Source organism: Streptomyces sp. NBC_01537 (genome assembly GCF_045040445.1).
Lineage (GTDB): Bacteria > Actinomycetota > Actinomycetes > Streptomycetales > Streptomycetaceae > Actinacidiphila.
In genome coordinates, this window is record NZ_CP109392.1 from 5,428,515 (window position 1) to 5,451,026 (window position 22,512).

Annotated in this window: 26 protein-coding genes and 1 pseudogene; 15 read left to right on the plus strand and 12 right to left on the minus strand. The window is 69.9% G+C overall.

The window, feature by feature from the left end:
* The first annotated feature begins 220 nt into the window (after positions 1-220).
* Positions 221-1,147, plus strand: a complete 927-nt coding sequence (locus OG607_RS25070; protein ID WP_405727596.1) for a LysR family transcriptional regulator — start codon at positions 221-223, stop codon at positions 1,145-1,147.
* Positions 1,148-1,195: 48 nt separating this feature from the next.
* Here OG607_RS25070 and OG607_RS25075 read toward each other — a convergent pair whose 3' ends face one another.
* Both OG607_RS25075 and OG607_RS25080 read right to left on the minus strand, forming a co-directional pair.
* Complete coding sequence (locus tag OG607_RS25075) at positions 1,196-1,543, minus strand: TetR family transcriptional regulator C-terminal domain-containing protein (RefSeq protein ID WP_405737026.1); 348 nt, start codon at positions 1,541-1,543, stop codon at positions 1,196-1,198.
* Entirely contained in the window at positions 1,432-1,767 is a 336-nt protein-coding gene (locus OG607_RS25080) for a hypothetical protein (protein WP_405737509.1), read from the minus strand. The genes OG607_RS25075 and OG607_RS25080 overlap by 112 nt, the downstream gene beginning before the upstream one ends.
* A 32-nt stretch (positions 1,768-1,799) precedes the next feature.
* Here OG607_RS25080 and OG607_RS25085 point away from each other — a divergent pair, with 32 nt between their 5' ends.
* Positions 1,800-2,312 (plus strand): TetR/AcrR family transcriptional regulator, encoded by a 513-nt coding sequence (locus tag OG607_RS25085; RefSeq protein ID WP_405727599.1) that lies wholly within the window; start codon positions 1,800-1,802, stop codon positions 2,310-2,312.
* Between the two features lie 131 nt (positions 2,313-2,443).
* Here the strand turns inward: OG607_RS25085 and OG607_RS25090 are convergent, their stop codons facing one another.
* Positions 2,444-3,238, minus strand: a complete 795-nt coding sequence (locus OG607_RS25090; RefSeq protein ID WP_405727602.1) for an IclR family transcriptional regulator — start codon at positions 3,236-3,238, stop codon at positions 2,444-2,446.
* A 378-nt stretch (positions 3,239-3,616) separates the two neighbouring features.
* Between OG607_RS25090 and shiA the strand changes: the two genes are divergently transcribed.
* From shiA to OG607_RS25105, 3 genes are all read left to right on the plus strand, one after another.
* Positions 3,617-4,981, plus strand: a complete 1,365-nt coding sequence (gene shiA, locus OG607_RS25095) for a shikimate transporter (RefSeq protein WP_405727605.1) — start codon at positions 3,617-3,619, stop codon at positions 4,979-4,981.
* A 124-nt stretch (positions 4,982-5,105) separates the two neighbouring features.
* On the plus strand, positions 5,106-6,095 hold the full coding sequence (locus OG607_RS25100; RefSeq protein WP_405727608.1) for a zinc-binding dehydrogenase: 990 nt from the start codon (positions 5,106-5,108) through the stop codon (positions 6,093-6,095).
* Positions 6,088-7,893, plus strand: a complete 1,806-nt coding sequence (locus OG607_RS25105) for a bifunctional sugar phosphate isomerase/epimerase/4-hydroxyphenylpyruvate dioxygenase family protein (protein ID WP_405727611.1) — start codon at positions 6,088-6,090, stop codon at positions 7,891-7,893. The genes OG607_RS25100 and OG607_RS25105 overlap by 8 nt, the downstream gene beginning before the upstream one ends.
* Positions 7,894-8,010: 117 nt before the next feature.
* Here the strand turns inward: OG607_RS25105 and OG607_RS25110 are convergent, their stop codons facing one another.
* Positions 8,011-8,430, minus strand: a complete 420-nt coding sequence (locus OG607_RS25110) for a PIN domain nuclease (protein ID WP_405727614.1) — start codon at positions 8,428-8,430, stop codon at positions 8,011-8,013.
* Positions 8,430-8,672: a type II toxin-antitoxin system VapB family antitoxin gene (locus OG607_RS25115; RefSeq protein WP_405727617.1), complete on the minus strand. Its 243-nt coding sequence runs from the start codon at positions 8,670-8,672 to the stop codon at positions 8,430-8,432. Before OG607_RS25115 ends, OG607_RS25110 begins: the two co-directional genes overlap by 1 nt.
* Before the next feature lie 627 nt (positions 8,673-9,299).
* Between OG607_RS25115 and OG607_RS25120 the strand changes: the two genes are divergently transcribed.
* The 3 genes from OG607_RS25120 (at position 9,300) to OG607_RS25130 (ending at position 12,793) form a co-directional block, all read left to right on the plus strand.
* Positions 9,300-10,559: a hypothetical protein gene (locus OG607_RS25120; protein WP_405727620.1), complete on the plus strand. Its 1,260-nt coding sequence runs from the start codon at positions 9,300-9,302 to the stop codon at positions 10,557-10,559.
* Positions 10,560-10,644: 85 nt separating this feature from the next.
* Positions 10,645-12,135 carry a histidine kinase gene (locus OG607_RS25125; RefSeq protein ID WP_405727623.1) on the plus strand — a complete coding sequence of 497 codons (1,491 nt, stop codon included), beginning with the start codon at positions 10,645-10,647 and terminating at the stop codon, positions 12,133-12,135.
* 4 nt (positions 12,136-12,139) lie between these two features.
* Positions 12,140-12,793, plus strand: coding sequence for a response regulator (locus OG607_RS25130; RefSeq protein ID WP_405727626.1), 654 nt, complete (start codon positions 12,140-12,142; stop codon positions 12,791-12,793).
* A gap of 393 nt (positions 12,794-13,186) precedes the next feature.
* Here the strand turns inward: OG607_RS25130 and OG607_RS25135 are convergent, their stop codons facing one another.
* The 6 genes from OG607_RS25135 to OG607_RS25160 all read right to left on the minus strand — a co-directional run bounded on the left by OG607_RS25135 (position 13,187) and on the right by OG607_RS25160 (position 18,023).
* Positions 13,187-13,444 carry a hypothetical protein gene (locus OG607_RS25135; protein WP_405727629.1) on the minus strand — a complete coding sequence of 86 codons (258 nt, stop codon included), beginning with the start codon at positions 13,442-13,444 and terminating at the stop codon, positions 13,187-13,189.
* 237 nt (positions 13,445-13,681) lie between these two features.
* Positions 13,682-15,196, minus strand: a complete 1,515-nt coding sequence (locus tag OG607_RS25140; protein WP_405727632.1) for a DEAD/DEAH box helicase — start codon at positions 15,194-15,196, stop codon at positions 13,682-13,684.
* A 322-nt stretch (positions 15,197-15,518) separates the two neighbouring features.
* Complete coding sequence (locus OG607_RS25145) at positions 15,519-15,722, minus strand: cold-shock protein (RefSeq protein WP_405727635.1); 204 nt, start codon at positions 15,720-15,722, stop codon at positions 15,519-15,521.
* Positions 15,723-16,339: 617 nt separating this feature from the next.
* Positions 16,340-16,678 (minus strand): MerR family transcriptional regulator, encoded by a 339-nt coding sequence (locus OG607_RS25150; protein ID WP_405727638.1) that lies wholly within the window; start codon positions 16,676-16,678, stop codon positions 16,340-16,342.
* Positions 16,679-17,388: 710 nt separating this feature from the next.
* Positions 17,389-17,637 carry a hypothetical protein gene (locus OG607_RS25155; protein ID WP_405727641.1) on the minus strand — a complete coding sequence of 83 codons (249 nt, stop codon included), beginning with the start codon at positions 17,635-17,637 and terminating at the stop codon, positions 17,389-17,391.
* Between the two features lie 209 nt (positions 17,638-17,846).
* The gene (locus OG607_RS25160) at positions 17,847-18,023 is read right to left on the minus strand and encodes a hypothetical protein (RefSeq protein ID WP_405727643.1); all 177 of its coding nucleotides are present in this window, start codon (positions 18,021-18,023) and stop codon (positions 17,847-17,849) included.
* A 47-nt stretch (positions 18,024-18,070) separates the two neighbouring features.
* Here OG607_RS25160 and OG607_RS25165 point away from each other — a divergent pair, with 47 nt between their 5' ends.
* The 4 genes and pseudogenes from OG607_RS25165 (at position 18,071) to OG607_RS25180 (ending at position 19,982) form a co-directional block, all read left to right on the plus strand.
* Positions 18,071-18,607, plus strand: coding sequence for a hypothetical protein (locus OG607_RS25165; RefSeq protein ID WP_405727646.1), 537 nt, complete (start codon positions 18,071-18,073; stop codon positions 18,605-18,607).
* A gap of 6 nt (positions 18,608-18,613) precedes the next feature.
* Positions 18,614-19,030: a PPOX class F420-dependent oxidoreductase gene (locus OG607_RS25170; RefSeq protein WP_405727648.1), complete on the plus strand. Its 417-nt coding sequence runs from the start codon at positions 18,614-18,616 to the stop codon at positions 19,028-19,030.
* 65 nt (positions 19,031-19,095) lie between these two features.
* Positions 19,096-19,233, plus strand: a pseudogene (locus OG607_RS25175) (aldo/keto reductase); the annotation flags it as partial.
* Between the two features lie 125 nt (positions 19,234-19,358).
* Entirely contained in the window at positions 19,359-19,982 is a 624-nt protein-coding gene (locus tag OG607_RS25180) for an aldo/keto reductase (protein WP_405727651.1), read from the plus strand.
* A gap of 4 nt (positions 19,983-19,986) precedes the next feature.
* Here OG607_RS25180 and OG607_RS25185 read toward each other — a convergent pair whose 3' ends face one another.
* On the minus strand, positions 19,987-20,946 hold the full coding sequence (locus OG607_RS25185; protein ID WP_405727654.1) for an aldo/keto reductase: 960 nt from the start codon (positions 20,944-20,946) through the stop codon (positions 19,987-19,989).
* A gap of 76 nt (positions 20,947-21,022) precedes the next feature.
* On the opposite strand from OG607_RS25185, the gene OG607_RS25190 reads away from it, so the two are divergent.
* The 3 genes from OG607_RS25190 (at position 21,023) to OG607_RS25200 (ending at position 22,292) form a co-directional block, all read left to right on the plus strand.
* Positions 21,023-21,616 (plus strand): hotdog fold thioesterase, encoded by a 594-nt coding sequence (locus tag OG607_RS25190; protein ID WP_405727657.1) that lies wholly within the window; start codon positions 21,023-21,025, stop codon positions 21,614-21,616.
* Complete coding sequence (locus tag OG607_RS25195; protein ID WP_405727660.1) at positions 21,600-22,001, plus strand: MarR family winged helix-turn-helix transcriptional regulator; 402 nt, start codon at positions 21,600-21,602, stop codon at positions 21,999-22,001. The genes OG607_RS25190 and OG607_RS25195 overlap by 17 nt, the downstream gene beginning before the upstream one ends.
* A 78-nt stretch (positions 22,002-22,079) precedes the next feature.
* Positions 22,080-22,292, plus strand: coding sequence for a hypothetical protein (locus OG607_RS25200; RefSeq protein WP_405727663.1), 213 nt, complete (start codon positions 22,080-22,082; stop codon positions 22,290-22,292).
* Positions 22,293-22,512 lie beyond the last annotated feature (220 nt).

Below are 22,512 nucleotides of genomic sequence, written 5' to 3' on the forward strand. Positions count from 1 at the left end.
CTCGCCGGCACCGTCGCGACCATCCTCTTCCCGTCCGAGAACGGCACGACCGGACTACTCGCCGTGGGCGGCGTGGTCGCCGCCCTGTCCCTGAAGGAGACCGCCGGTTCCGCGCTGCTGCGCCCGGAGGACGTCTCCGAGACACCGTTCGAGCGGGTCCAGGGGCCGCCGGCACGTAGGGTCGGGCACGGACACGGTTCACCGGGCACAAGGGTCTCGCATGACGTCACCGTTGGGTTTCACTCTCGTTCAGCTCCGCTACTTCCTGGTCGCCGCCGAGCGCGGGTCGATGACGGAGGCGTCGCTGGAGCTCCACATCGCGCAGTCCGCGGTGTCCACGGCCATCTACAACCTGGAGCGGGACCTGCGGGTGCAGCTGTTCATCCGCCGACGGGGCCGGGGGCTGACCCTGACACCCGCCGGGGAGAGGCTCCAGCAGCAGGCGCGTGATCTGCTGGCTCGCGCACGCGAGGTCGAACGAGAGGCCCGGGGAGACGGCGAGATCATCTCCGGGCCGGTGGCCGTCGGCTGTTTCGTGACCCTGGCCCCCTACTACCTGCCGCCCCTGTTCAGCGAGTGCACCAGACGCTATCCGGGCATCGAGATCGACGTGGTGGAGGCGGAGACGGACCAGCTCGTCCACGCCCTGGCGGCAGGGCGTATCGACTTCGCCCTCACCTACGGCCTCGGTCTGGCTGCCGAGCCGGAACTGGACAGTGAGACGATCGCCCGTGCCCCGGCCTATGTCATCGTCGCGGCCGACCACCCGCTGGCCGGTCAGGGCAGTGTGGAGCTGACCGAACTGTCCACGGAACCGCTCGTCCTGCTGGACCTTCCCCACAGCCGCGACTACTTCCACTCGCTGGTGGCCGCCACCGGCACCGCGCCCGATGTCCGCTACCGCACCCAGAGCTACGAGACGGTACGTTCGCTGGTGGCCCGAGGACTCGGATACTCCGTGCTCAACCAGCAGCCCGCGACCAGTCAGACGTACGGCGGTGGTGAGGTCGCGGAACTGCGGTTGCGGGACGGCGGGCCCCCGCTCGAAGTCAAGATCGCATCTGTGGGCGGCGTGACCCAGAGCGCCCGCGCCCGAGCGGTGATGGACCTGCTGCGGGAGATCGCCGCCCGGTCCGCCAAGCGCTGAGGCGGCAGCCGCTCACCGGGAGGGGATCCGATCGGTGGCCGTCAAGCCCTACAGGCCGGCGCAGCCCGTCACCGCCCGTGCGTGGGCCAGAATCAGCTCACGGGCTCTGTCCACGCGCTGAGCCGCGTTGCGGCTGACGATGTGCAGGCCGTAGCCGTCCTCCAGGGCCACCAGTCCGTGCGCCAGATCGTGCGCGGACGCGGCGAGGGAGAACACACCGGTCGCGGAGCCGACCTCGAGCGCGGTCGTGTAGAGCGCCACCTCCCGGGCGAAGAGGGAGGTCATCAGTTCGGCATGGCCGGGACTGCGGCACGCTCGCCGGTGGAGTTCGTAGAGCAGCCCGTGAACGGCGTCCTCCGTCGTGTCCGGCAGACCACTGTCGAGGAGCGTGCGCAGTCTTGACGCGGGATCTCCCGCAGCCGCTCCGTCGTATCGCCCTCGTCGTAGATGACGAGGGGGCACTCGGTTTTACCGGCGATCGAGATCGTGCCATCCGTGGTCGTAAAGTTGATCAGCCGTTTCACTTCGGCGCCGCCGAAGACGAACAACATGGTCGCGTCGACATCGACGACGTCGGCGTGGAGCCTGCCGGTCACTGACAGCCCGATGCTCTCGTTCACGCCCGCGTCCAGGTCCAGGGTGCCGTGTCGGCGTGGCGGAACTGATGGCAGCCGCCGGGTTCACCCATGGCGGGTTCTACAAGCACTTCCGCTCCAAGGCCGACCTGATGGCCGAAGCGTCCGCGAGCGGGCTCTCGCAGACCGTGGCACGGACAGAAGGTCTGGACCCCGCCGAGTTCGTCGAGCGCTACGTCTCGCGGGAGCATCGCGACGGGCGCGGCGACGGCTGCACCATCGCGGCCCTCGGCGGCGACGCCGCACGTCAGCCGGCGGACATCAAAACAGAGTTCGCAGCCGGGATCGAGAACCTGCTGACGGCCCTTCAGTCCCAAAGCGATACGCCGGGGGATGCGGACCAGCGCGCGGCCCGCATGATGGTGATCGACATGCTCGCCCATTCGGTCGGCGCGATCATGTTGTCGCGGGCATGCCCGGACGGTTCTCCGCTGGCGGACGAAATCCTCGATGTCTGCCGCAAGGAAATTCTCGCGTCACTGGCACACGACACCAGCGACCAGCCGGCGGCACGGAGCCCAGAAGCCTGACCACAGCCGACCGACTCAAGCCCAACCACCCGACGGTCAGATACCTGGCAGATCTCACGTCCGGCTCGGGCCCTGGCGATGATCAGCTCGGACGCCAGGGAGCGGGTAACCCGCCAGTGGGCGGCCGGGGCTCAGCGGATAGGGCTCAGCGGGTGGCTGAATCCCTGGTCGGAGATGAGGCGGGCCGCTTCGCCCAGGGCGGTGGCGAACCGTTCTATGGCCTCGTAGGGGAAGCGCTGGCTGGGGCCGCTGAGTGAGAGGGAGGCGATGACGGTTCCGGAGCGGCCGGTGATGGGGACGGCGACGGCGGTGAGGCCCTCGTCCCATTCGCTGCTGCTGACCGCGTAGCCGTGCCGGGCGGCTTCCTCGGACCACTCGCGCAGCCGGTCGGCGTGGGCTTCGCCGTGCGGGGAGGCGAGGGCGACGCGCCTGCGCTGGGTCTCGGAGGCGCCCTGCAGCAGGATCTTGGAGGAGGCACCGGCCCACAGCGGCTGCTCGTCGCCGACATCGACGACATGGCGCAGGGGGTGCGGGCTTTCCTCGTGGGCGACGCAGACACGTTGGATACCGCGGGTGACGAAGAGGTTGACGGTCTCGCCGAGCCGGTCGGCGAGCTCGCGCATGACCTTGCGGGTTTCGAGCGGGATCTCCCACTGGCTGCGGGTCAGGTAGGCCCAGCGCCACAGGCCGGGACCTGCGGTGTAGCCGTTCGGGTCGGAGACCAGGAGGCCGCACTCCTCCAAGGTCTGGATCAGCCGCAGCACCGTGGTCTTCGGCAGCTCGGTTGCTTCGGTGATCTCCCGGAGCGTGATGACCGGTTGGTCCTCGCTCAGCAGGCCGAGGATGTCCAGGGCGCGCCGGACGCTCCGTACGCCCGTGCCGTTGTGCTCCCGCTCCGGTGCGGTCCGCCCGTCCGTGTCGTCCACGCTGGTGCCTCCCCCTTGCTGGTCGTATGCATGCTGCCTTCCCCGCCCTGTCTGACACTAGTCCACCTAGCGGACCAGTGGAACTACGAGACGGCACAGAAATCCTGCCGTAACCCTTGATGGCGGAGAAGATGCCACGTATGTTTCCGCTACTCGGTCTAAACGGTCCATTACGTGGACCTTGGCTTTGAGGGTCGCCGCCCCCACCGCTGTGGCGATGGCCCGGTACGCCGGTGATGGCGGCTCCGCACCCAGGAGCACCCGCCCTCGCCGGAGCGTCTGTCCCCACCTCGGCCATCCCGCGTCCCCCCGTCGCGCGCTCTGTCAGCGCGCCCGGCCGGGGGCGGAGGTACCGCAGCATCCAACGGAGTGTGTGAAATGACCAGCACCCAGGGCCCGGCGGCAGCCGGACAAGCCGGAGTGTCCGGCGTGGCGAAGAGAGCGGCGATCGCGAGCTTCATGGGAGCCGTGATCGACTGGTACGACTTCTTCCTCTACGGCATCGTCGCCGGCCTGCTCTTCGGCGACCTGTTCTTCCCGGACGCCGGCCCGGCCGTCGGCACCCTGGCCGCGTGGGCCACCTTCGGGGTCGGCTTCCTCTTCCGGCCGCTGGGCGGCATCGTCTTCGGCCACTTCGGCGACCGGCTCGGCCGCAAGCGGATGCTGGTCCTCACCATGCTGATCATGGGTACGGCCAGCACGCTGATCGGCGTACTGCCCACCCACGCGCAGGCCGGGATCTGGGCGCCCGTGCTGCTGGTCGTGCTGCGTGCCACGCAGGGCTTCGCGGTCGGCGGCGAATGGGGCGGCGCCGCACTCATGGCCGTGGAGAACGCGCCCGCCAAGTGGCGCTCGCTGTTCAGCAGCGGCGTCCAGGTCGGCGCCTCGGTCGGCCTGCTGCTCGCCACTCTTGTCACCAAGGTCGTGTCGGGCAACACCTCGGACGCGGCCTTCCACTCCTGGGGCTGGCGGGTGCCCTTCCTGGCCAGTGCCGTCCTGGTGATCGTCGGCCTGATCATCCGAGCGAGGGTCGAGGAGTCCCCGGTCTTCACCCAGCAGGTCGCCGCCAGGGCTGAGAACGCCCGACCGCGCGTGCCGCTGATCGCCGCCGTCAGGTCCAACCCCAAGGGCTTCTTCGCCATCATCGGCCTGCGCCTCGTGGAGCTGTTCAGCTTCTACGGTGTGACGACCTTCGGCCTGGCCTACGGAACCGGGGAACTCGGCCTCGACCGCAACAGCCTGCTCAACGTCAACCTGGCCGTCGGGGCGCTGGCGATCGTCACCATTCCCGCCTTCGCGTACCTCGCCGACCGGTTCGGCCGGCGCCGTGTCTACTGCTGCGGGGCGCTGGTCGGCGCGGCGGCGGCAGCGCCGTTCTTCTGGGCCCTGGAGTCCGGTTCGATGGTGCTGATCATCATCTGTGCGGTGCTGCTGGTGAACGTCGCCCACGACATGGCGGTCTCGGTGCAGCAGACCCTGTTCACCGAGATGTTCGGTCCCGAGTACCGCTACAGCGGAGCCGGCGTCGGCTACCAGCTGGCCTCCGCGATCGGTGGCGGCTTCACCCCGTTCATCGCCAGCACCCTGGTGATCTGGGCGGGCGGCGGCTGGGGGCTGGTCGCCGGATATCTGGCCCTCGGGTGCGCCATATCCTTCCTCGTCGCCCTGCGCATTGGGAGCGACCGCCCCGAGGTGCCGGCCGAGCCGGGCCGGCAGTCCGCCTCCGCGAGCGCGGCCGCCTGACCTCCGCACCCCGTCCGCCGGCCGCCCGGCGGACGGGGCACTCCACTTGTCGCCGATGTGCGAGCTCCATATGCTGACCGTAGAGCGGATCGACTGGTCCGCCTGATGGACCCAGGGGGTTCTGGTGAAAGCAGCCGTCCTGACCACGACGGGCCGGATCGAGACGGTCGCCGACTGGCCGGAGCCCGCCTGCGGTCCCCACGACGTCGTCGTCGAGATGGGCGGTGTCGGTCTGTGCGGCAGCGACCTCGCCGTCTTCCACGGCAGACGCCTCCCACCCGAAATGCCCTGGGTCCCGGGCCACGAGGGCTTCGGCCGCATCGCCGCCATCGGCAGTGACGTACTCGGCCGCCGGCTCGGCGAGACGGTGGTCATCGAGCCCAACTACGCCTGTCTGAAGTGCGCCGACTGTCTCACCGGCCTGACCTCGGCCTGCCCGCACCGGGCCATCGTCGGCCTGAACGTCCCGGGCGTCCTCGCTGAGCGCGTCGCCCTGCCCGCGCACTTCGCCCACCCCGTCCCCGACGGCCTGACCGGCGCAGACCTGGCCTGCGCCGAGCCGTACGCCGTCGCCCGCGCCGCGATACGCCGCAGCGGGGTGACGGCCGCGGACCGCTGCCTGGTCGTCGGCGCCGGCGCACAGGGACTGCTGGTCTGCCTCATCCTGACCCGACTCGGCATCCGACCCGTCGTCACCGAACCCCACCCGCTGCGGCTGGAGCACGCCGAACGGCTGGGTGCGGTGCCCGACGACGGCCGCACCGGTTTCACCTGCGTCTTCGAGACCTCCGGCCACGCGCCTGCCCTGCGCCCGGCCGTGGACCGCGCCGCTCCCGGCGCCACGGTGGTGCTGGTAGGCCTCAACGCCGACCCGCTCCCGTTCACCACGAACGATGTGGTCCGCCGCCAGCTCGTCCTGCGCGGGTCCATGATCTACGACCACCCCGGCGACTTCACCGACGCGATCACCGAACTGGCCGGGGCACGCCCGGGCACCGTCATCGAGTCCCGCTTCCCGCTGGAAGAGGCCCAGGAAGCGTTCGCGAACGCCTCCGAACGCGCCGGGAAAACCTGGATCAGCATCAGCGGCGGCCACGGGAGCGAGCATGCGTAAGTCCATCGCCACCGTCTGCCTCAGCGGCTCGCTGACCGAGAAGCTGTCCGCCGCTGCGCGGGCCGGCTTCGACGGCGTGGAGATCTTCGAGAACGACCTGCTCGCCAGCCGCCTCAGCCCCGAACAGATCCGCGACCGGGCGAGCGACCTCGGGCTCACCATCGATCTCTACCAGCCCTTCCGCGACTTCGAGGCCGTCCCCGACGAGGTGTTCGTCCGCAACCTCCGGCGCGCCGGGCACAAGTTCGACGTCATGCGGCGCCTCGGCGCCGACACGCTGCTGGTGTGCTCCAACGTCTCCCCGCACGCCGTCGACGACGACGCCCTGGCCGCCACCCAACTGCGCCAACTCGCCGACCGAGCACACACGTACGGCATCCGCATCGCCTACGAGGCGCTCGCCTGGGGCCGGCACGTCAGCACCTACGACCACGCCTGGCGTATCGTCGAGCAGGCCGACCACCCGGCGCTGGGCGTCTGCCTGGACAGCTTCCACATCCTCGCCCGCGGCAGCGATCCCAAGGGCATCGAGGACATCCCCGGCGAGAAGATCTTCTACCTGCAACTCGCCGACGCCCCGCTGATGGCCATGGACGTTCTGCAGTGGAGCCGGCACCACCGCTGCTTCCCCGGCCAGGGCGGCTTCGACGTCGCCTCTCTCGTACGCCACGCCGTGAGCGCCGGATACCGGGGCCCGCTCTCCCTGGAGGTCTTCAACGACGTCTTCCGGCAGGCGGACGCCGGACACACGGCCGTCGACGCACTGCGCTCCCTGATCGCCCTGGAGGAGAACGCGGGACTTCGCGCCCTGCCCTCCCCTGCCGTACCGTCCGGTGTCGCCTTCGCCGAGCTCGCCACCCCTGATCCGGAGCCGGTCACCGCAGTGCTGGGTGCCCTCGGCTTCGTACGCACCGGCCGGCACACCACAAAACCCGTGGAACTGTGGGAACAGGGCCAGGCACGGATCCTGCTCAACAGCGGTGCCGCCACCCGCCACGAGAGCACCGCACTGACCGCCATCGGCCTGGAAACCCCCGACCCGGACGCCGCGGTCCGCCGCGCCGAATCCCTGCTCGCCCCCGCACTGCCACGCCGACGCACCGAGCACGACATTCCCCTGGACGCGGTCGCCGCTCCCGACGGTACCGAGCTGTTCTTCTGCACCACCAGCCGCCCCGGCCACCCCGACTGGACCCGCGACTTCCCGGCCGTGCGGGCCGCCGTCCCGGCCGGCATCACCGGCATCACCGGCATCGACCACGTGGCACTGACCCAGCCCTGGCACCAGTTCGACGAAGCGGTCCTCTTCCACCGCACCGTGCTGGGCCTCCTCCCGCACGACAGCGTCGACGTGGCCGACCCCTACGGCCTGCTCCGCAGCCGCGCCCTCACCAGTGACACGCCCGGCGCCGGGGACCCGCTGCGCCTCGTCCTGAACCTCGCACCCACCCCGGTGGAGCCGGGCGCGCGGGCCCAGCACATCGCGTTCACCACCGGCGACATCACCGACACCGCCCGCCGCATCCGAGCCGCAGGAACCGAACTGCTCCACATCCCGGCCAACTACCACGACGACCTCGACGCCCGCTTCGAGTTCTCACCCGGCGAGCTGGACACCTACCGGGAGCTGGGCATCCTCTACGACCGCGACGAACAGGGCGGCGAATTCCGTCACTTCTACACAGCGACCGTCGGCCGCATCTGCTTCGAGATCGTCCAGCGCACCGGCGGCTACCGCGGCTACGGCGCGGCCAACGCCACCGTCCGCCTCACCGCCCAACTCCACGAACGGCGATAGACCCCAGGGCCCGCTACCGGATCCGCGCACAGTACGTGCACGACAGCAGTGACCCGGGCAACCTGAACGCCTACGGCGCCTGGCAGTACCTCACCGTCGTGCAGCACCGGTGTCTTCTCAGCGGTCGGCGCTGCCGGGTGGGACGACCCATTCGGCGGGCTGGCCTGTAATGGCGGCGATCATGTCGAAGTCGCCGTCGTAGTGGAGGACGGTCAGCTGGTTGAGCTCTGCGGTGGCCGCGATGAGCAGGTCGGGGAGGGAGAGGGCTCTGTGAAAGCCCGCGTTGAGTGCGTGGCGCTGGATCTCCAGGGCGCGGGTGAAGGCGTCCTCGTCGCTGGGCAGGTAGTCGAAGGCGTGAAGCCACGTGCTGATGCGCGTGGCTTCAGTGCTGTCCCGTGCAGAGTGGATCATCTCGTACTCGGTGGGCTGGCACACGGCGAGGAGGTAGCGCTCATGGAGTGGCTTGAGTACTTCCTTGACGTTCGCTTTCGTCCAGCGTGCGAGGGCGGACTTGTCGATCAGGTAGCGGTCCTGCATCAGGCGGCCCGGCCGCCGTTGTGCTTGAGGGATCCGTCGGCGTTGCGGGGTCCGGTGCTCTCGACGATCTCGCTGAAGTCGAGTTCGCCGGCGTCCATGGCGTCGAAGAACTCCTGGCGCAAGTGGCGTTTGACGGCGTCTTCCATGGCGAGGCGTACGGCCTTGGCCTTCGTCTTGGTGCCGAAGATGCGCATGGCCTCGGCAACCATCTTCTCGTCGAGGTCGATGACGGTCCTGGCCATGTGGGCAACCCTTCCTGGACGATCTTGTCAAGGAAAACGATACCATTGAAGAGCTTGAAGCGATATCATTATGAGTGCTGACGCTGTCCAGTGATGCGGCCGGTGGGCGGCCGGTGGACAGTCAGGCCTCTGATCTACGGTTTTTTGCTGCCCTTGACCATGGGAAACGCCGCCCAAGGCATCGGTGCGGGTGCGGTGCGGCAGAGGCTGAAGTGGATCACTCAAAACGAGCTTTGGAGGGTGCCCGGCGCGGTCTGAGACCGCACGGCCAGGGGGAGTGAAAACTCCGAACCTCCGCCGGCGATCGGCGCCGCCGTCAGCCTCGCGGCAGGGCTGCGAGTGCGTCGCGCGATGCGGCGCGGGACTGGATGTTGACCTCCGGGAAGGTGTTGTACAGATGGGTGCTCACGGTCCGGTGTGAGAGATGGCACGGCAGCCTGCCCTGGATCCCCGACGGCCGCATCGCGTTCTGGGGCGGCTGGGGCGGCTCGATGGCGATCACGGACCTCGACCGGCAGCCGGTTCGCCGATCGGACCGGGAGTGTGGCCGGTCGGCCGACGCGGTGTCGCGGGGGGTGCGTCTAGCGTCGTTCGGACCAGGCCACCGCGCTTCGAGGGGAATGTTCGATGGATCAGCGAGGGACGACCGCAGCACACGCCGACGCCGCAGCCGTGGTCGGAGCGACCACGGAGTTCGAGCCGGACGTCATGGACCTGCTCGTGGAGACACTGCGCCGTGCGGTCAGGAGCGAGTTGCCGGCCGTGGGGACGGACACCCTGCTGGGCGCGCTCGTGATGGGGGACACGGACGCCGGTGCGGCGATCGCCCCGGGGATGCGGAAGGCGGGTGCGCTCAGCGGCGTGATCTCCGGCCGCGCGGGCCGCGGTTGGGTGAGCGACGACGAGGTGCACAGTGCGCCGGTCGCGGCCGGCGCGGAAGCCGATGGGGTGGAGGTCGATGCCGCCTGGCGTGAGGCACGGTGGCGTTTCGGCTTCGGTTCGCGCGGATCGGCTTCGGAGAGCGGCCCGGTGCTGCCCGGGATGACCGGGGCGATGCGCGCGTGCCTGCTGCTCGCGCTCAGGTCGGCCCACGCAGAGGGGACGACAGCGGTGCGCTGCCGGCATGTGGCCCGTGCCCTGCTGGACCTGCCGGACAGCAGGGCACGGGAGGCACTGCTGCTGCGGAGGCTGGATCCGGCCGACGCGGCAACCGCGCTCGACGGACTGGACGCGAGCGCCCGGGCGGAGACCGAGGGACCGGAATCCCGCGGCGTCACCCTTCTTCGCCGGGCCGGAACGCTGGGCAAGAGCGGTAACCGCCTGACACGCGCGCTGACTTCGTGGACCTCCGGGGCCGCGGTGAACGGCTCACCGGTTCTGTTCGCGGTGAACGTCGAGGCCGTGCGGCAAGCAGTACGGTGCGGACGCGCGGCGGCGGAGCCGGTGGATCTCCTGCTGGGGATACTGGCCCTGGACCGCGCACTGTCCGTTGCCGGGCGCTCGCTTCCCGGGAGCCTGTCGGATGCCAACGCCGCTCCGGCTCTGCTGCGCCGGCACGGCGTACGGCAGGTTTCCCTGGTCTCTTCGGCTTCGGCGATCCCGTCCGCCGCTGTTCCCGACGGCGACGGCGACGGCGACGGCGACGGCGGCGGCGGCGGCCGTGTGCGGCTGTCCGCTGCCGCCGACCGGACCGTGGAGGTCGCGCGGCTGTCCGCCGCCGAGCACGGTTCGCCCACGGTCGGTACGGTCCACCTGTTGTCCGCGCTGCTCGACGAGTCGGCGACGGATGCGGATGCCGGGGCCGGTGTGGTCGTACGGCTGCTGGCCGCCGGTCAGGTGGACGTGGCCGCGTTGCGGGCAGAGCTGAGCCTCCGGCTGGGCGCATGACACCCGGGGCCCGCCGTGCGGCGACCGCCACGGCCACAGCTACCGTTCCTCCCGGGAGATCCACGGTGGCGGGGCAGAGGTGATCATGAGTCAGGTGTCCGAGGACACACAGCCGCCGCGCCCGTCCGTCGGGCTGGGGCGCACCCTGACCGGTGTGCCTGGGTGGGTGCGCCGCGAGGCGGCCGAGAGCTGGGCCGCGGTGCGTGCCGCCGAGCGCCGTACGGTTGTCGTCGAGGCGCTGCTCTGCACCCTGGCGGCAGCCTTCTGCCTGCTACCGCTGCTGTCGGCGCCCCCGGAACGGTTGGCGCCGGCGGTGCTGGAGGGGGTGTGGGCGGCGCTGATCGTCCCCGCTCGGCGCGGTCGCCCGGTCGCGGCCGTTGTGTGCGCCTCCTTGCTGCTCGTGGGCGCCAATGTATGGACGGTGGCGGTGGTGCCGCTGATCGTGCTGTCCGCCACCCGTCGTATCGCACCGCCGCGGCGTGTGTGGCAGGCCGTCGGGGTGGCCTGCGCCGCCGTCGGTGTCCTGACCGTCGCCTCTGCCCTGGTCCACTCCGAAGCCTTGCCGGTGGAACTGGCCGGCAACGCGGTCTCAGCGGTGCTGCTTCTGCTGCTCCCCGCCCTGGCCGGGACCCTGCTGGGGCGGCGGCGGCCCCTGGTCAGCCTGCTGCGGGAACGTAACGCCTACCTGGAACAGACCCGCACGCTGACCGCCGCGGCGGCCCGAACGGAGGAACGGACGCGGATCGCGGGAGAGATGCACGATCTCCTGGGCCACCGGCTGAGCCTGATCTCCGTGCACGCCGGGGCGCTTGAACTCGCCGCCGCGCGCCAGGCACCCGCCCTCGTCGGACAGGCCGAGCTGCTGCGCACGACCGCCGGCACGGCCATGGGAGAACTGCGTGAAATCCTCGGTGTCCTGCGGCACTTGGACATCACGGGCCTGACGGACGGGACCGGGGACGAGAGGGGAACGCGTGCGGACATCACCGCTCTGGTGACGGAATCCCGGCGGACAGGCAGCACCGTCGAGCTGGACTGGTCCGTTCCCGACACGGCCGAGGTGGGCCTCCATACGCGTCAGGCGATCCACCGGGTGGTCCGCGAAGGGCTGACGAACGTGCTGAAACACGCGTCCGGCGCGCCCGCCAAGGTGGAGGTCAAAGGCACGGACAAGGGGATCGAGGTGTCCGTCACCAACGAGGCACCGCGCGCGGCGGACCACTCCCAAGGGGGAAGCCGGAGCGGGCTGGCCGGCTGCCAGGAACGGATCTCGTTGCTCGGCGGAACGTTCGCGGCGGGTGCCTTGGCGAACGGCGGTTTCCGTATGGCGGCTTGGCTGCCCACCCACGGGAAGCCCCTTGAATTCGCCGCGCTCGAGGGGGCCTTCGCCGCACCCCCTCCGGACACGGCCCGCCTTCCCTCCGGCGGCATCGGGCAGGGAGGGGCCCGTGCCCCGCTCTCGGACGAGATCCTGACCTGGCCGCGAGTCCTGGGATCGGGCTGCGTGGCGCTGCTCGTGGTCCTGCCGACGGTGGGCTTCCTCGTCGTACTGCTGACGACGGCAGCCCTAAGATGAGCTGATGATCCGAGTGCTGATCGCCGACGACGAGGCACTGATGCGTGCGGGAATCCGGCTGATCCTGGAGAACGCCGAGGACATCGAGGTGGTCGCCGAGGCGGGCGACGGCCGGGAAGCCGCCGCGGCATGCCGCGTCCAGGACATCGATGTCGCCCTCCTCGACATCCAGATGCCGACCCGGGACGGAATCGCCGCCGCCGAGGACATCGCCCGTCTCTCGCCCCGCACCTGTGTCGTGATGCTGACGGCATTCGGCGAGGAAGCGAGCGTGACGCGCGCCCTGCGGGCCGGGGCGAGCGGTTTCCTCCTCAAGGACACCGGTCCCGCCGAGCTGATCCGCGCCGTGCAACTCGCCGCGAGGGGTGAACCGGTCCTTGCACCCAGGATCACCCGGCAGCTGCTGGAACGGCACGTACGGTCCGGCCGGGACACCGAGGCCGCTCTGCGCAGGACCGACGAGCTGACCCCGGCCGAACGGGATGTCCTGCGGCTGCTCGGCACGGGCCTGTCCAACGCGGAGATCGCCGATCAGCTGTATCTGAGCGCCGGCACGGTCAAGGCGCACATCAGCCGGATCCTCACCCGCACCGGCTGCGCCAACCGCGTACAGGCCGCCGTCCTCGCACACGACGCCGGGCTGCTCACCGACCGTTGAACGCGATCCCGGCATCGGGCAACCACGCTTCCTTTCACGGAGGGATTCGTGGTGCTGCCTGCCCAGACCCTGGGTGGCGGAGCGCACGTTCGCGTGGCTGCTGAACTCCCTCCGTCCGGCCCGGGATTACGAGACAGTGCCGGAGAACAGAGAGGCGATGATCCGGTGGTCGATGGTCACGCGGATGAGCCGGCGGCCGGCACGGCAACGGGCCGCCGACCGGTGCTGAATGCCCCCGACGCCTCCAGAAGGAGCCACCCGCGCTCCGCCAGACGGCTGGCCTTCGACCGCACCCCCTCGACCTTGGCCGGCGTCGCCTCAAGGCGCAGTTCCGTCGCGATCTCCTTGGCTCGAAGCGGCCCGCGACCCACTGATCGCTTGTTCCAGCACGCCCTAATCCGCGGCGCCGTCGAGCCCGGCACCGGCGAGAGCGGAGGCCGCTTTCTCATCCGCCTCGGTCACGGCAGTGGTCTCGGCCGCAGAGGCCGCGAGGGCCTCCACCAGCTCCTCCCGCGCGATCACCCGCCGGTCCAGCTCGACCTCGGGGGCCTCCAACACCTCGGCCGGCCGCCCGACTTCCTCCCGTAGGCCCTCCACCCGCACACGGACAGCCGCCTCCCGCTCCTCCAGCATTCCCAGAACCGACGCCACCGCGCACCCCTCGACCACGAAGCGGACACAAGACGCCGCATGCTTCCCTCACACCAACCGAAACCATGCCTGACCAGCAAGAATCAGACGATCAAGTTCGGTTGAGATACGGCTTCTCATCTTGAGTCTGTCGGGGATCTTGGAGTTTCCCGGTGCAGGCGGCGTGATCGGCGGGCATGCTCGGGGCTGTTTCGCAGGCCGATGCAGAGATGGGTCAGCTTCCTGATCGTGAAGGTTCTAGGCCGCCGCGTCGAAGGAGGACTGCCGGACGGTCGCGCGCCGGGCAGCCGAAGCGGGGCTGCGTCGGCCGCGGGAGGCCGCGCTGCGCTGACGCCGCTCGGCCACCGGCGTGGTGATCGTCACGGGGATGCCGGAGGGGGTCCGTGCGCCGGTGATCCGGCTGAGTGCCTCTTCGCCGGAGCGGACCTGGGTGGTCTGGGGGACGATGCCGGCGGCTGCCATGAGGCGGGTCATGTCGCGGCGCTGGTTGGGGGTGACCAGGGTGACGACGGTGCCGGACTCGCCGGCCCGCGCGGTACGGCCGCCGCGGTGGAGGTAGTCCTTGTGGTCGGTCGGCGGGTCGACGTTGACGACGAGGTCGAGGTTGTCGACGTGGATACCGCGCGCCGCCACGTTCGTCGCGACGAGCACGGTGACGTGCCCGGTCTTGAACTGGGCCAGGGTCCGGGTGCGCTGCGGCTGTGACTTCCCGCCGTGCAGGGCGGCGGCCCGCACCCCGCTGTTCAGCAGGTCCTGCGTCAGCCGGTCGACGGCGTGCTTGGTGTCCAGGAACATGATCACCCGGCCCTCGCGCGCCGCGATCTCCGTCGTCGTCCGGTGCTTGTCGGCGCCGTGGACGTGCAGGACGTGGTGCTCCATCGTGGTGACCGCACCTGCGGACGGGTCGACGGAGTGGACCACCGGGTCGGTGAGGTAGCGGCGGACCAGGAGGTCGACGTTGCGGTCGAGGGTGGCGGAGAACAGCATCCGCTGGCCCTCGGGCCGGACCTGGTTCAGGAGCGCGGTGACCTGAGGCATGAAGCCCATGTCGGCCATCTGGTCGGCCTCGTCCAGGACGGTGATCGCGACCTGGTTCAGCCGGCAGTCACCCCGGTCGATGAGGTCCTTGAGGCGGCCCGGCGTCGCGACGACGACTTCGGCGCCACCGCGCAGTGCACTGACCTGCCTGCCGATCGGCATTCCGCCGACGACGGTGGCCAGGCGCAGCCTCACCGAGCGGGCGTAGGGGGTGAGAGCGTCGGTCACCTGCTGTGCCAGCTCACGCGTCGGCACCAGGACCAGCGCCAGCGGCTGGCAGGGCTCGGCGCGCTGTCCGGCGGTGCGGGCCAGCAGGGCCAGGCCGAAGGCGAGGGTCTTGCCTGAGCCGGTGCGCCCGCGACCGAGGACGTCGCGGCCCGCGAGGGTGTTGGGCAGGGTCGCGCCCTGGATCGGGAATGGGATGCTCATGCCTTGCGCAGTGAGCGCGGCGAGCAGCTGCTCGGGCATGTCGAGGTCGGCGAACGCCTCGACGGCGGGCAGCGCGGGAGTGGTCGTCTTCGGCAGGGCGAACTCGCCCTGGACCGCCGCGGGCCGCCGACCCTGGCCGCCGGAGCGGCTCGGCCCTCCGGAACGGCTCGGGGCGGGCGAGCCGAAGCGGCTGCCCCGGTTCGAACCGGCGCCGGAGCCGAAAGCGGGACCGCCGGTACGGCTGCGGGTGCGGGAGGAGCGGTCGTTCGTACGTGACGGGTTCATTCAGAACCTTCCTTGATACGGCACGTATCAAGGAATTCTCGCAGCGGAAGAGCAGCGCGGGGAATCACAAGAACGAGCCGAATGGAGTGCGAAAGCGGGTCTGGTCTGCGGTGAATCCGGTGCGGGTGCAGGGGATGAAATGGGTGACGCCATGCGGACGGGAAAACCAGGACGTCGACGGGTGCAGCTTTGAAGAGGCCCGCATTCCTGGAGAGGGGTCCACGGGCGGCGTTGTCCCGCAGGTGAAACCTCGGGGAATGCCCGTAGCCGGGGCCCGCACCCCGAGGGATGCGGGCCCCAGCTACGAAGTACGCGTCAGTGCTCAGACGGGAACGATGTTCTCGGCCGTCGGGCCCTTCTGGCCCGGCGCGATGTCGAAGGTGACCTTCTGACCTTCGAGCAGCTCACGGAAGCCCTGGGTGGCGATGTTCGAGAAGTGGGCGAACACGTCAGCGCCGCCGCCGTCCTGCTCGATGAAGCCGAAACCCTTGGCTGCGTTGAACCACTTCACAGTGCCAGACGCCATGTCATATCTCCTTTGGGGCAGTACGCCGGGACCCGCAATTCACGGATTCCGGGTCGCCGCGATGATGCCCCGCCCGGAGAATGCCCGGAAATACAAAACGCTTCTCGCAGTTGAGAATGCCGACGAGGGCGTTGAAGTTTTGGGAACCACGACTGCAACTGAGATCGACAGTAGCATGCGGTAGCGGCCTGCGTACCGTCAATAATTTCACACTGTTCGTTGCGGTAAAAACATTCCCCGCACGGCGCCTTAAACCCTCATCCAGCGGTCACAGATATTGATCCACCCGGAGTGCAGCGTTTCAGGAAGAGCGGTCGCTGTTTGCGGCTCGGAGGGCACAACTATTGCGGTGGCGTCGGAGCAGGGCCTGCCCCGGGGCAGCCGTACGCTCCGAGCGCGGGCGGGAAGGTCCTCAGGCCTTCCACTTCGTTGAACGCCTCCCACGATGTGCGGCAGACGAAGGTGGTCACCCTGGTTCCTGCGGCACAGCGGAACGCCCACGCCGAAGACGTGAGCGAAGGGAACTTCCTGACCATGGCGGTTGGCCCAGACGCTACGCGTCCGCACAGGCTGTCACTCCGACAGGTCTGCGCGGTACCCGGCGGGCACGCACCACCTCAGCCCGTTGCTGTGGGGTTCGCTGATTCGGCGGCGCGGCGGTATTCGTCGTTGATGCGCTGGGCTTCTTCGAGCTGGTCTTCGAGGATGATGATGCGGCAGGCGGCCTCGATGGGGGTGCCCTGGTCGACGAGTTCCCGGGCGCGGGCGGCGATGCGCAGTTGGTAGCGGGAGTAGCGGCGGTGTCCGCCCTCGGAGCGCAGCGGGGTGATGAGGCGGGCTTCGCCGAGGGCGCGGAGGAAGCCCGGGGTCGTGCCGAGCATGTCCACGGCCCGGCCCATGGTGTAGGCGGGGTAGTCGTCGTCGTCGAGACGGCCGAACGTGTCGTCTGCTGTCATTGCACCTCTCTCATGGGACGCGTGGAGGGGCCCTGGTGCCGTATGGCACCAGGGCCCCGAAGGAACTACTACACCATCTGCCGGCCCTGATACTGCGCCGGCCCTCTGTTTCCGCACACCCGACCGAGATGCTGCCGGGGGTACGGGGATCGCGGTTGCTTGACCGGAGACCACCTCACTATCGATGTCCTGCGGTACCCGGGCTCAAGACTTCCGCCCGGGCGATCCTGATGGCGCTCAACTCCTCCGTTCTTCCCTCGGTGATCAAGTGCTTACCAGCGGGAAACTGCGTACTGCTGGTACTGCTCTACTGCGTACCGCTGGTGATACGAACTGCTCAGCGGCCTGTGACAGCGCCACTCTTCGGCAGCCAGCCCCGTCGCCCATCCTGCGTCTGCTCTGGCTTGGAACCCCACTGCCGAACCTCCCGGTGCGCGCGTCCGCAGCCGACGCCTTCACCGAGGTGCTGCTCACGGATTTCACTGCTGGGTACTGCGAACTGCACCTACGGGTACTGCCACTGCGTTAACTGCGCTACTGCTCACGGCGGCCCCTGATCGCTGCGGGCCACCCGGTCCGGTCGCCAGTCCCGTCGCCGTCCTGCAACAACCCTGGCTTCGCAACTCCACCACCGCACCGTCCTGCGAACTGCAACTGCGGGTACCACTGCCCGGCAGTTCATCTCTGCCAGGCCCTGCTGTCTCTCTGGGCTACGAGAGAAACCATAACCACACCACCACCCAATGTCTACTCCAGCCAACATAGATTTCCGCGCGTTCGACGGTCAGGTAATCGACCTCGAACAGTGACGGGCAGAACAGCCTGCCGATCAGGGTCTTGATCCGGCCCAGCGTCCGCCGCTGGTCATCACTGAAGCCGTGGGCCAGCGGCCCCCGCTTCGGCTCCGCGCCACCGCCGCACCGTCCGCCCCGCTGGACACCTCGTTCCTCATCGCCCACTGGGACACCCGGCTCACTGACCCTGCCGTCCTGGCCGTGGGGGAGGACGTGCCCGGCCAGTTGGAGGTCGTCGTTGAGTCACGGGACCTGAAACGGCGCAACGGGCGGCTGCTGAGCGCGCGCCTTGTCGCCGAGCTGTACGTGGGCGGGCGCCCGGCGGGGAGAAGCAGCGTCGCCGCCGGGTACCTGCCGCGCGAGGACTACCGGGGCTACCGCACGCTGCGCCGCAGTTCGCCGGCGCCGCTGTCCAGCGCGATGCCCCGGCCCAGGGCGGGCACGCCCGTGGACGCCGGTGCGGTGGGGCGGCGGCTGACGGAGAACGTCGTCCTGACGGGAGGCCGGCGGAGTCCGGGGGAGGCCACGGCCGAGCTGGACGTGCCGGTCACGCATCCGGCGCTCTACGACCACCCGCACACTGCGGCTCGCCTCCGGGATGCGGCTGTTCCACCTGGACTATCTGCCGTGGCTGGCCGGGCAGCGGACGGTCAACGACACCGCGGCCGAGGCCGGGGGGCGGGGGCCGCGGACGAGACGCACACTGCCTGTGGGGCGCGCCTGGCCGGGCTCGGGTGGCTTTGTCCAGGGCGGACTTGTCCCCAGGACGCCGGTGTGGGACACGGCCCGGTCCCGGCGGGTTCCGCTGCGCTCGGCCCTCACCGACCTTCGCCACACCCTGCTGCTGTACGGCGACGGCCGTCCCACGGACGAGGCCGCCCGGCTGGCCCATTGGGTGCGGGAGCATCTCGCGGATGTCGTCGAGGCAAAGGTGCTCGACCGCCGTGCCCGCCGTCTGGAGGACTGGTCCGGCCGTCCGGCGGCCTCCGTGCGCCGCGGTCGTGCCACGCTCGTCCTCGTACGGCCCGACGGTGTCGCCGAGTTGATCCGTCCCGGTCATGACGCCGAGGCCGTACGCTCGCGGCTGGCGGAGATGTTCTCCCCGGTGCTCGACGCCGCCTCGCCCTCCCGTTGAGATCCTTTGAGCCGATTCCCTGGAGGAATACTGTCGCCGATCATTCCCGACAGCCATCGCGATCTGCTGGAACGCCCCCTGTTCGGTCATCTGGCGACCGTCAGGCCGGACGGCACGCCCCAGGTGAACCCGATGTGGTTCCTCTGGGACGGGGAGTTCCTGTACTTCACCAACACCACCACGCGTTACAAGTACCGCAATGTCACCGGCAATCCGTCGGTCTCGGTGTCGGTCAACGACCCCGAGCAGCCCTACCGCTATCTGGAGGTACGGGGAACGGTCGAGCGCATCGACCCCGACTTCGAGGGCAAGTTCTTCCTGACGCTCGCCGACCGCTACCAGCTTGCCTTCGACGGACCGCCCGCCGACGCCGAGCACCGGGTGGTCTATGTCATCCGGCCCACCGGAAGCAGCAAGCAGTGACGGGCCACCGCACCCTCGGCGCGGCCAGCCCGGTCTCCGGCCCGGTCGGCCTCGGCTGCATGGGCATGTCCTGGGTGTACGCACCGCTGGAGCGCGACGACCGCGCGGGGACGGAGATGATCCGCAAGGCGATCGACGGGGGCGTACGACTGCTGGACACCGCCGATCTCTACGGTCCCTTCGACAACGAGAGGATCGTCGGGGAGGCGGTGCGCGGCCGCCGCGAGGACGTGGTGATCGCCACCAAGACCGGGCTGCGGGTGGATCCGGTGCGTGGCATCGTCCGTGACGGTTCGCCGTCCCACCTGCCGAGTCCTGCGAGGGCAGCTTGCGCCGGCTCGGCGTCGAGCGGATCGATCTGCTGTATCTGCACCGGGTGGATCCGTCCGTACCCCTGGAGGAGTCCTGGGGTGCCATGGCCGAGCTGGTCGCGGAGGGCAAGGTCGGGCACCTGGGGCTGTCGGAGGTCACCGTCCAGGAGATCGAGGCGGCGCGCGGGGTGCACCCGGTGGCGGCTGTGCAGAGCGAGCTGTCGGTGTGGAGCAGGGAGCCGCGCGACGGCGTGCTGGCGCACTGCGCCGACCATGGGATCGCCTTTGTGGCCTGCTGCCCGCTGGGCCGGGGCTTTCTGGCCGGACAGCTGACCGTCCCGGACGACCTGCCCCCCGAGGACGGGCGGCGCACCTATTTCCCCCGGTACTCGGACCGGGCGATGGCGGCGAACCGGCCGATCGTGCAGGGCATCCGGACCGTGGCTGCCGGGCTCGGCGCCACGCCGGCCCAGGTCGCCATCGCCTGGGTGCTGGCGCAGGGCGGCCATGTGGTGGCAGTCCCGGGTACGAGGAGCGCCGCGCGGGTGGCCGAGAACCTCGCCGCCGCGGATCTGGAGCTGTCGCCGGAGCAGCTCCTCCTGCTGGAGGAGCTGCCGTCGGCGGCGGGCACCCGCTACTGAGCGGTCAGTAGCGGGACCCCACGGGGGCGGGCAGATCGCGCAGCCGCTCCAGGGCCTGGCCGGGGAGCCGGATCCCGGCGGCCCCGGAGTTCTCCTCCAGGTACCGCGCGGTCTTGGTGCCGGGGATCACCACGACGTTGTCGCCCTGTGCGAGCACCCAGGCCAGAGAGACCTGGGCGGGCGTGGTCCCCAGCTGCCCTGCGACCTCACGGATGTGGTCGGCGATCACCCGGTTCGCCTCCAGCGCCTCGGGCTGGAAGCGCGGCAGCCGGCGCCGGCCGTCGACCTTCGGCAGGTCCTCGGCGGAGGCGATCCGGGCGGACAGGAAGCCACGGCCCAGCGGTGAGAAGGAGATGAAGGCGATGCTCTGCTCGCGGCAGTACTCCAGTACGCCGTTGTCGAGCGCGTCGCGGCTCCACAGCGACAGCTCGCTCTGGACACTGGCCACCGGATGGACGGCCTGGGCGCGCCGGATGTCCTCGACGGAAGCCTCCGAGAGCCCGATGGCCCTGGCCTTGCCCTCGCGTACGAACTCCGCCAGCGTGCCCCAGGACTCCTCGACGGGGACGGCCGGGTCGACGCGGTGCAACTGGTACAGGTCGACGTGGTCCGTTCCCAGACGCTTGAGACTGGCTTCGAACGTGGCGCGCAGGTGCTCCGGACGTCCGTCGCGGTGCATGGCGTAAGTACGGGGGTCGTCGACGACCAGTCCGCCCTTGGTCGCCAGAACCACCTCGTCCCGGCGGCCGTGCAGGGCCCGGCCCACCAGTTCCTCGTTGGTGAACGGCCCGTACATGTCGGCCGTGTCGATCAGTGTGCAGCCCAGATCGATGGCGCGGCGGATGACCTCGATGGAGGCGCTGTCGTCGCGCCCGAGTTGGTCGTAGCCCCAGGACATTCCCATGCATCCCAGGCCGACGATGCCTGCCTCGACCCCGGATGTGCCCAACTTCGTGCTCCGCATGCGCAGTTCCCCTCTTCCGACGCCGTATAGCAGTACTCTGCCATAGGCCAGCAGTCTACTTCGATGGGGGACTCTCATGACCGGGACGACGACACGGACGACGGCGGGGACGGCGGCGAGCCTCGGACCGGTTCCGGTCCTGCCGGACTACGTGGACGAGCAGTTGGTCGACCGGCTCGGGATCGAGATCACCACCTGCGCCCCCGAACTCGTCGTGGGCACCATGCCGGTCGCGGGGAACCGCCAGCCCGTCGGCATCATGCACGGCGGCGCCAACGCCGCCTTCGCCGAGACCCTGGGCTCGCTGGCCGCCTGGGTGCACGCGGGCACCGACCGGATCATCGTGGGCCTGGAACTGTCCTGTACCCACCATCGGGTCGTGCGCCAGGGGACGGTCACCGGGGTCTGCCGCCCGCTGCACGTGGGGGAGGTACGGCCACCTACGAGATCGTCATCAGCGACGAGCGGGGGCGGCGGACCTGCACCGCCCGGCTCACCTGTGCGGTACCGCCGGCCCGGCGTCGCGCGGCCCGTGCATAGCTTCGTGGTCTGCCCTATGGAAGACTACTGGGATGACGGATGTCGCAGCGGCAGAAGACGGCGGCCGGTCCCCCTCCCCCGGAGCGGCGGTTGCCGCAGGACGGCTCGGTCACGTGATCAAGCGCGCTGAACAGGCGTTGATCGGCCGCAAGACCCATGCGCTGCGCGAGTTCGGCCTCACCGTGCCGCAGTACGCGGTGCTGCTCCTGCTCGCCTCGTCGGACGGCATGTCCGCCGCGCAACTGGCCCGCGAGTGCATGGTGACCCCGCAGACCATGGCCACGGTGCTGGCCAATCTCGAGCGTGACAGGCTGATCGACCGGCATCCCTCGGCGCTTCACCAGAAGGTCGTGGTCAATGTGGCCACGGCCGAGGGCCGGGCCGTGGTGGCGAAGGCCGACGAGGCCGCCCTACGGGTGGAAGGGGCGCTCAGTGCCGCCTTCACGGCCGAGGAGCTCAGGTCGTTCGAGGGATTTCTGGAGCGGGCGATCGTCACGCTGGGCGAGCTTCCCTGAAGCCGTCCTGAACGTAAGCGTCCTTAAATTTTCGGGCCCGTGGTTACGGTGGGTTGGCCCGTTTGCAAAATGATGACGATGTACGCACGGCAGTTGGCCGACACCTGCTCGCCGACCTCCATGGCCGTGATCAAGCGCCAGATCTGGGACGGCCTGGACACCGGGTGCGCCACCGCCGCCGCCGAATCGGTCGCGCTCATGGCGGAGTCGTTCACCAGGCCGGACTTCCCCGAAGCGATGATCGCCCTGCGGGAGCGCCGCAAGCCGGCGTTCCTGCCCTACGAATCGTAAGGAGAGAATCATGAAGGCTGTCCAGGCAATGAGCGCGGAGCGCCGGAGGTACTGGTCCCGTCCTCGCGCTCGGGGACGGCTCCAACCACTGGGCGCTGGTCCCCGCGAGCTCGGCTGGACACCTACCCGTCTCGACCCCCTGGCCGAACTCGCCCAGGGCTGAACCAGCCAGCCCACAGGGATCCTCACGTTCCGGTGGTGCCACGAGACGACTGAAAGC

Excerpts from the sequence above, each read along its gene's own strand:
- OG607_RS25070 (WP_405727596.1), top strand. The coding sequence starts at position 221 with ATGACGTCACCGTTGGGTTTCACTCTCGTTCAGCTCCGCTACTTCCTG.
- shiA (WP_405727605.1), top strand. The coding sequence starts at position 3,617 with ATGACCAGCACCCAGGGCCCGGCGGCAGCCGGACAAGCCGGAGTGTCC.
- OG607_RS25105 (WP_405727611.1), top strand. The coding sequence starts at position 6,088 with ATGCGTAAGTCCATCGCCACCGTCTGCCTCAGCGGCTCGCTGACCGAG.
- OG607_RS25110 (WP_405727614.1), bottom strand. The coding sequence starts at position 8,430 with ATGCAGGACCGCTACCTGATCGACAAGTCCGCCCTCGCACGCTGGACG.
- OG607_RS25115 (WP_405727617.1), bottom strand. The coding sequence starts at position 8,672 with ATGGCCAGGACCGTCATCGACCTCGACGAGAAGATGGTTGCCGAGGCC.
- OG607_RS25120 (WP_405727620.1), top strand. The coding sequence starts at position 9,300 with ATGGATCAGCGAGGGACGACCGCAGCACACGCCGACGCCGCAGCCGTG.
- OG607_RS25125 (WP_405727623.1), top strand. The coding sequence starts at position 10,645 with ATGAGTCAGGTGTCCGAGGACACACAGCCGCCGCGCCCGTCCGTCGGG.
- OG607_RS25130 (WP_405727626.1), top strand. The coding sequence starts at position 12,140 with ATGATCCGAGTGCTGATCGCCGACGACGAGGCACTGATGCGTGCGGGA.
- OG607_RS25140 (WP_405727632.1), bottom strand. The coding sequence starts at position 15,196 with ATGAACCCGTCACGTACGAACGACCGCTCCTCCCGCACCCGCAGCCGT.
- OG607_RS25145 (WP_405727635.1), bottom strand. The coding sequence starts at position 15,722 with ATGGCGTCTGGCACTGTGAAGTGGTTCAACGCAGCCAAGGGTTTCGGC.
- OG607_RS25150 (WP_405727638.1), bottom strand. The coding sequence starts at position 16,678 with ATGACAGCAGACGACACGTTCGGCCGTCTCGACGACGACGACTACCCC.
- OG607_RS25165 (WP_405727646.1), top strand. The coding sequence starts at position 18,071 with ATGCGGCTGTTCCACCTGGACTATCTGCCGTGGCTGGCCGGGCAGCGG.
- OG607_RS25185 (WP_405727654.1), bottom strand. The coding sequence starts at position 20,946 with ATGCGGAGCACGAAGTTGGGCACATCCGGGGTCGAGGCAGGCATCGTC.
- OG607_RS25190 (WP_405727657.1), top strand. The coding sequence starts at position 21,023 with ATGACCGGGACGACGACACGGACGACGGCGGGGACGGCGGCGAGCCTC.
- OG607_RS25200 (WP_405727663.1), top strand. The coding sequence starts at position 22,080 with ATGTACGCACGGCAGTTGGCCGACACCTGCTCGCCGACCTCCATGGCC.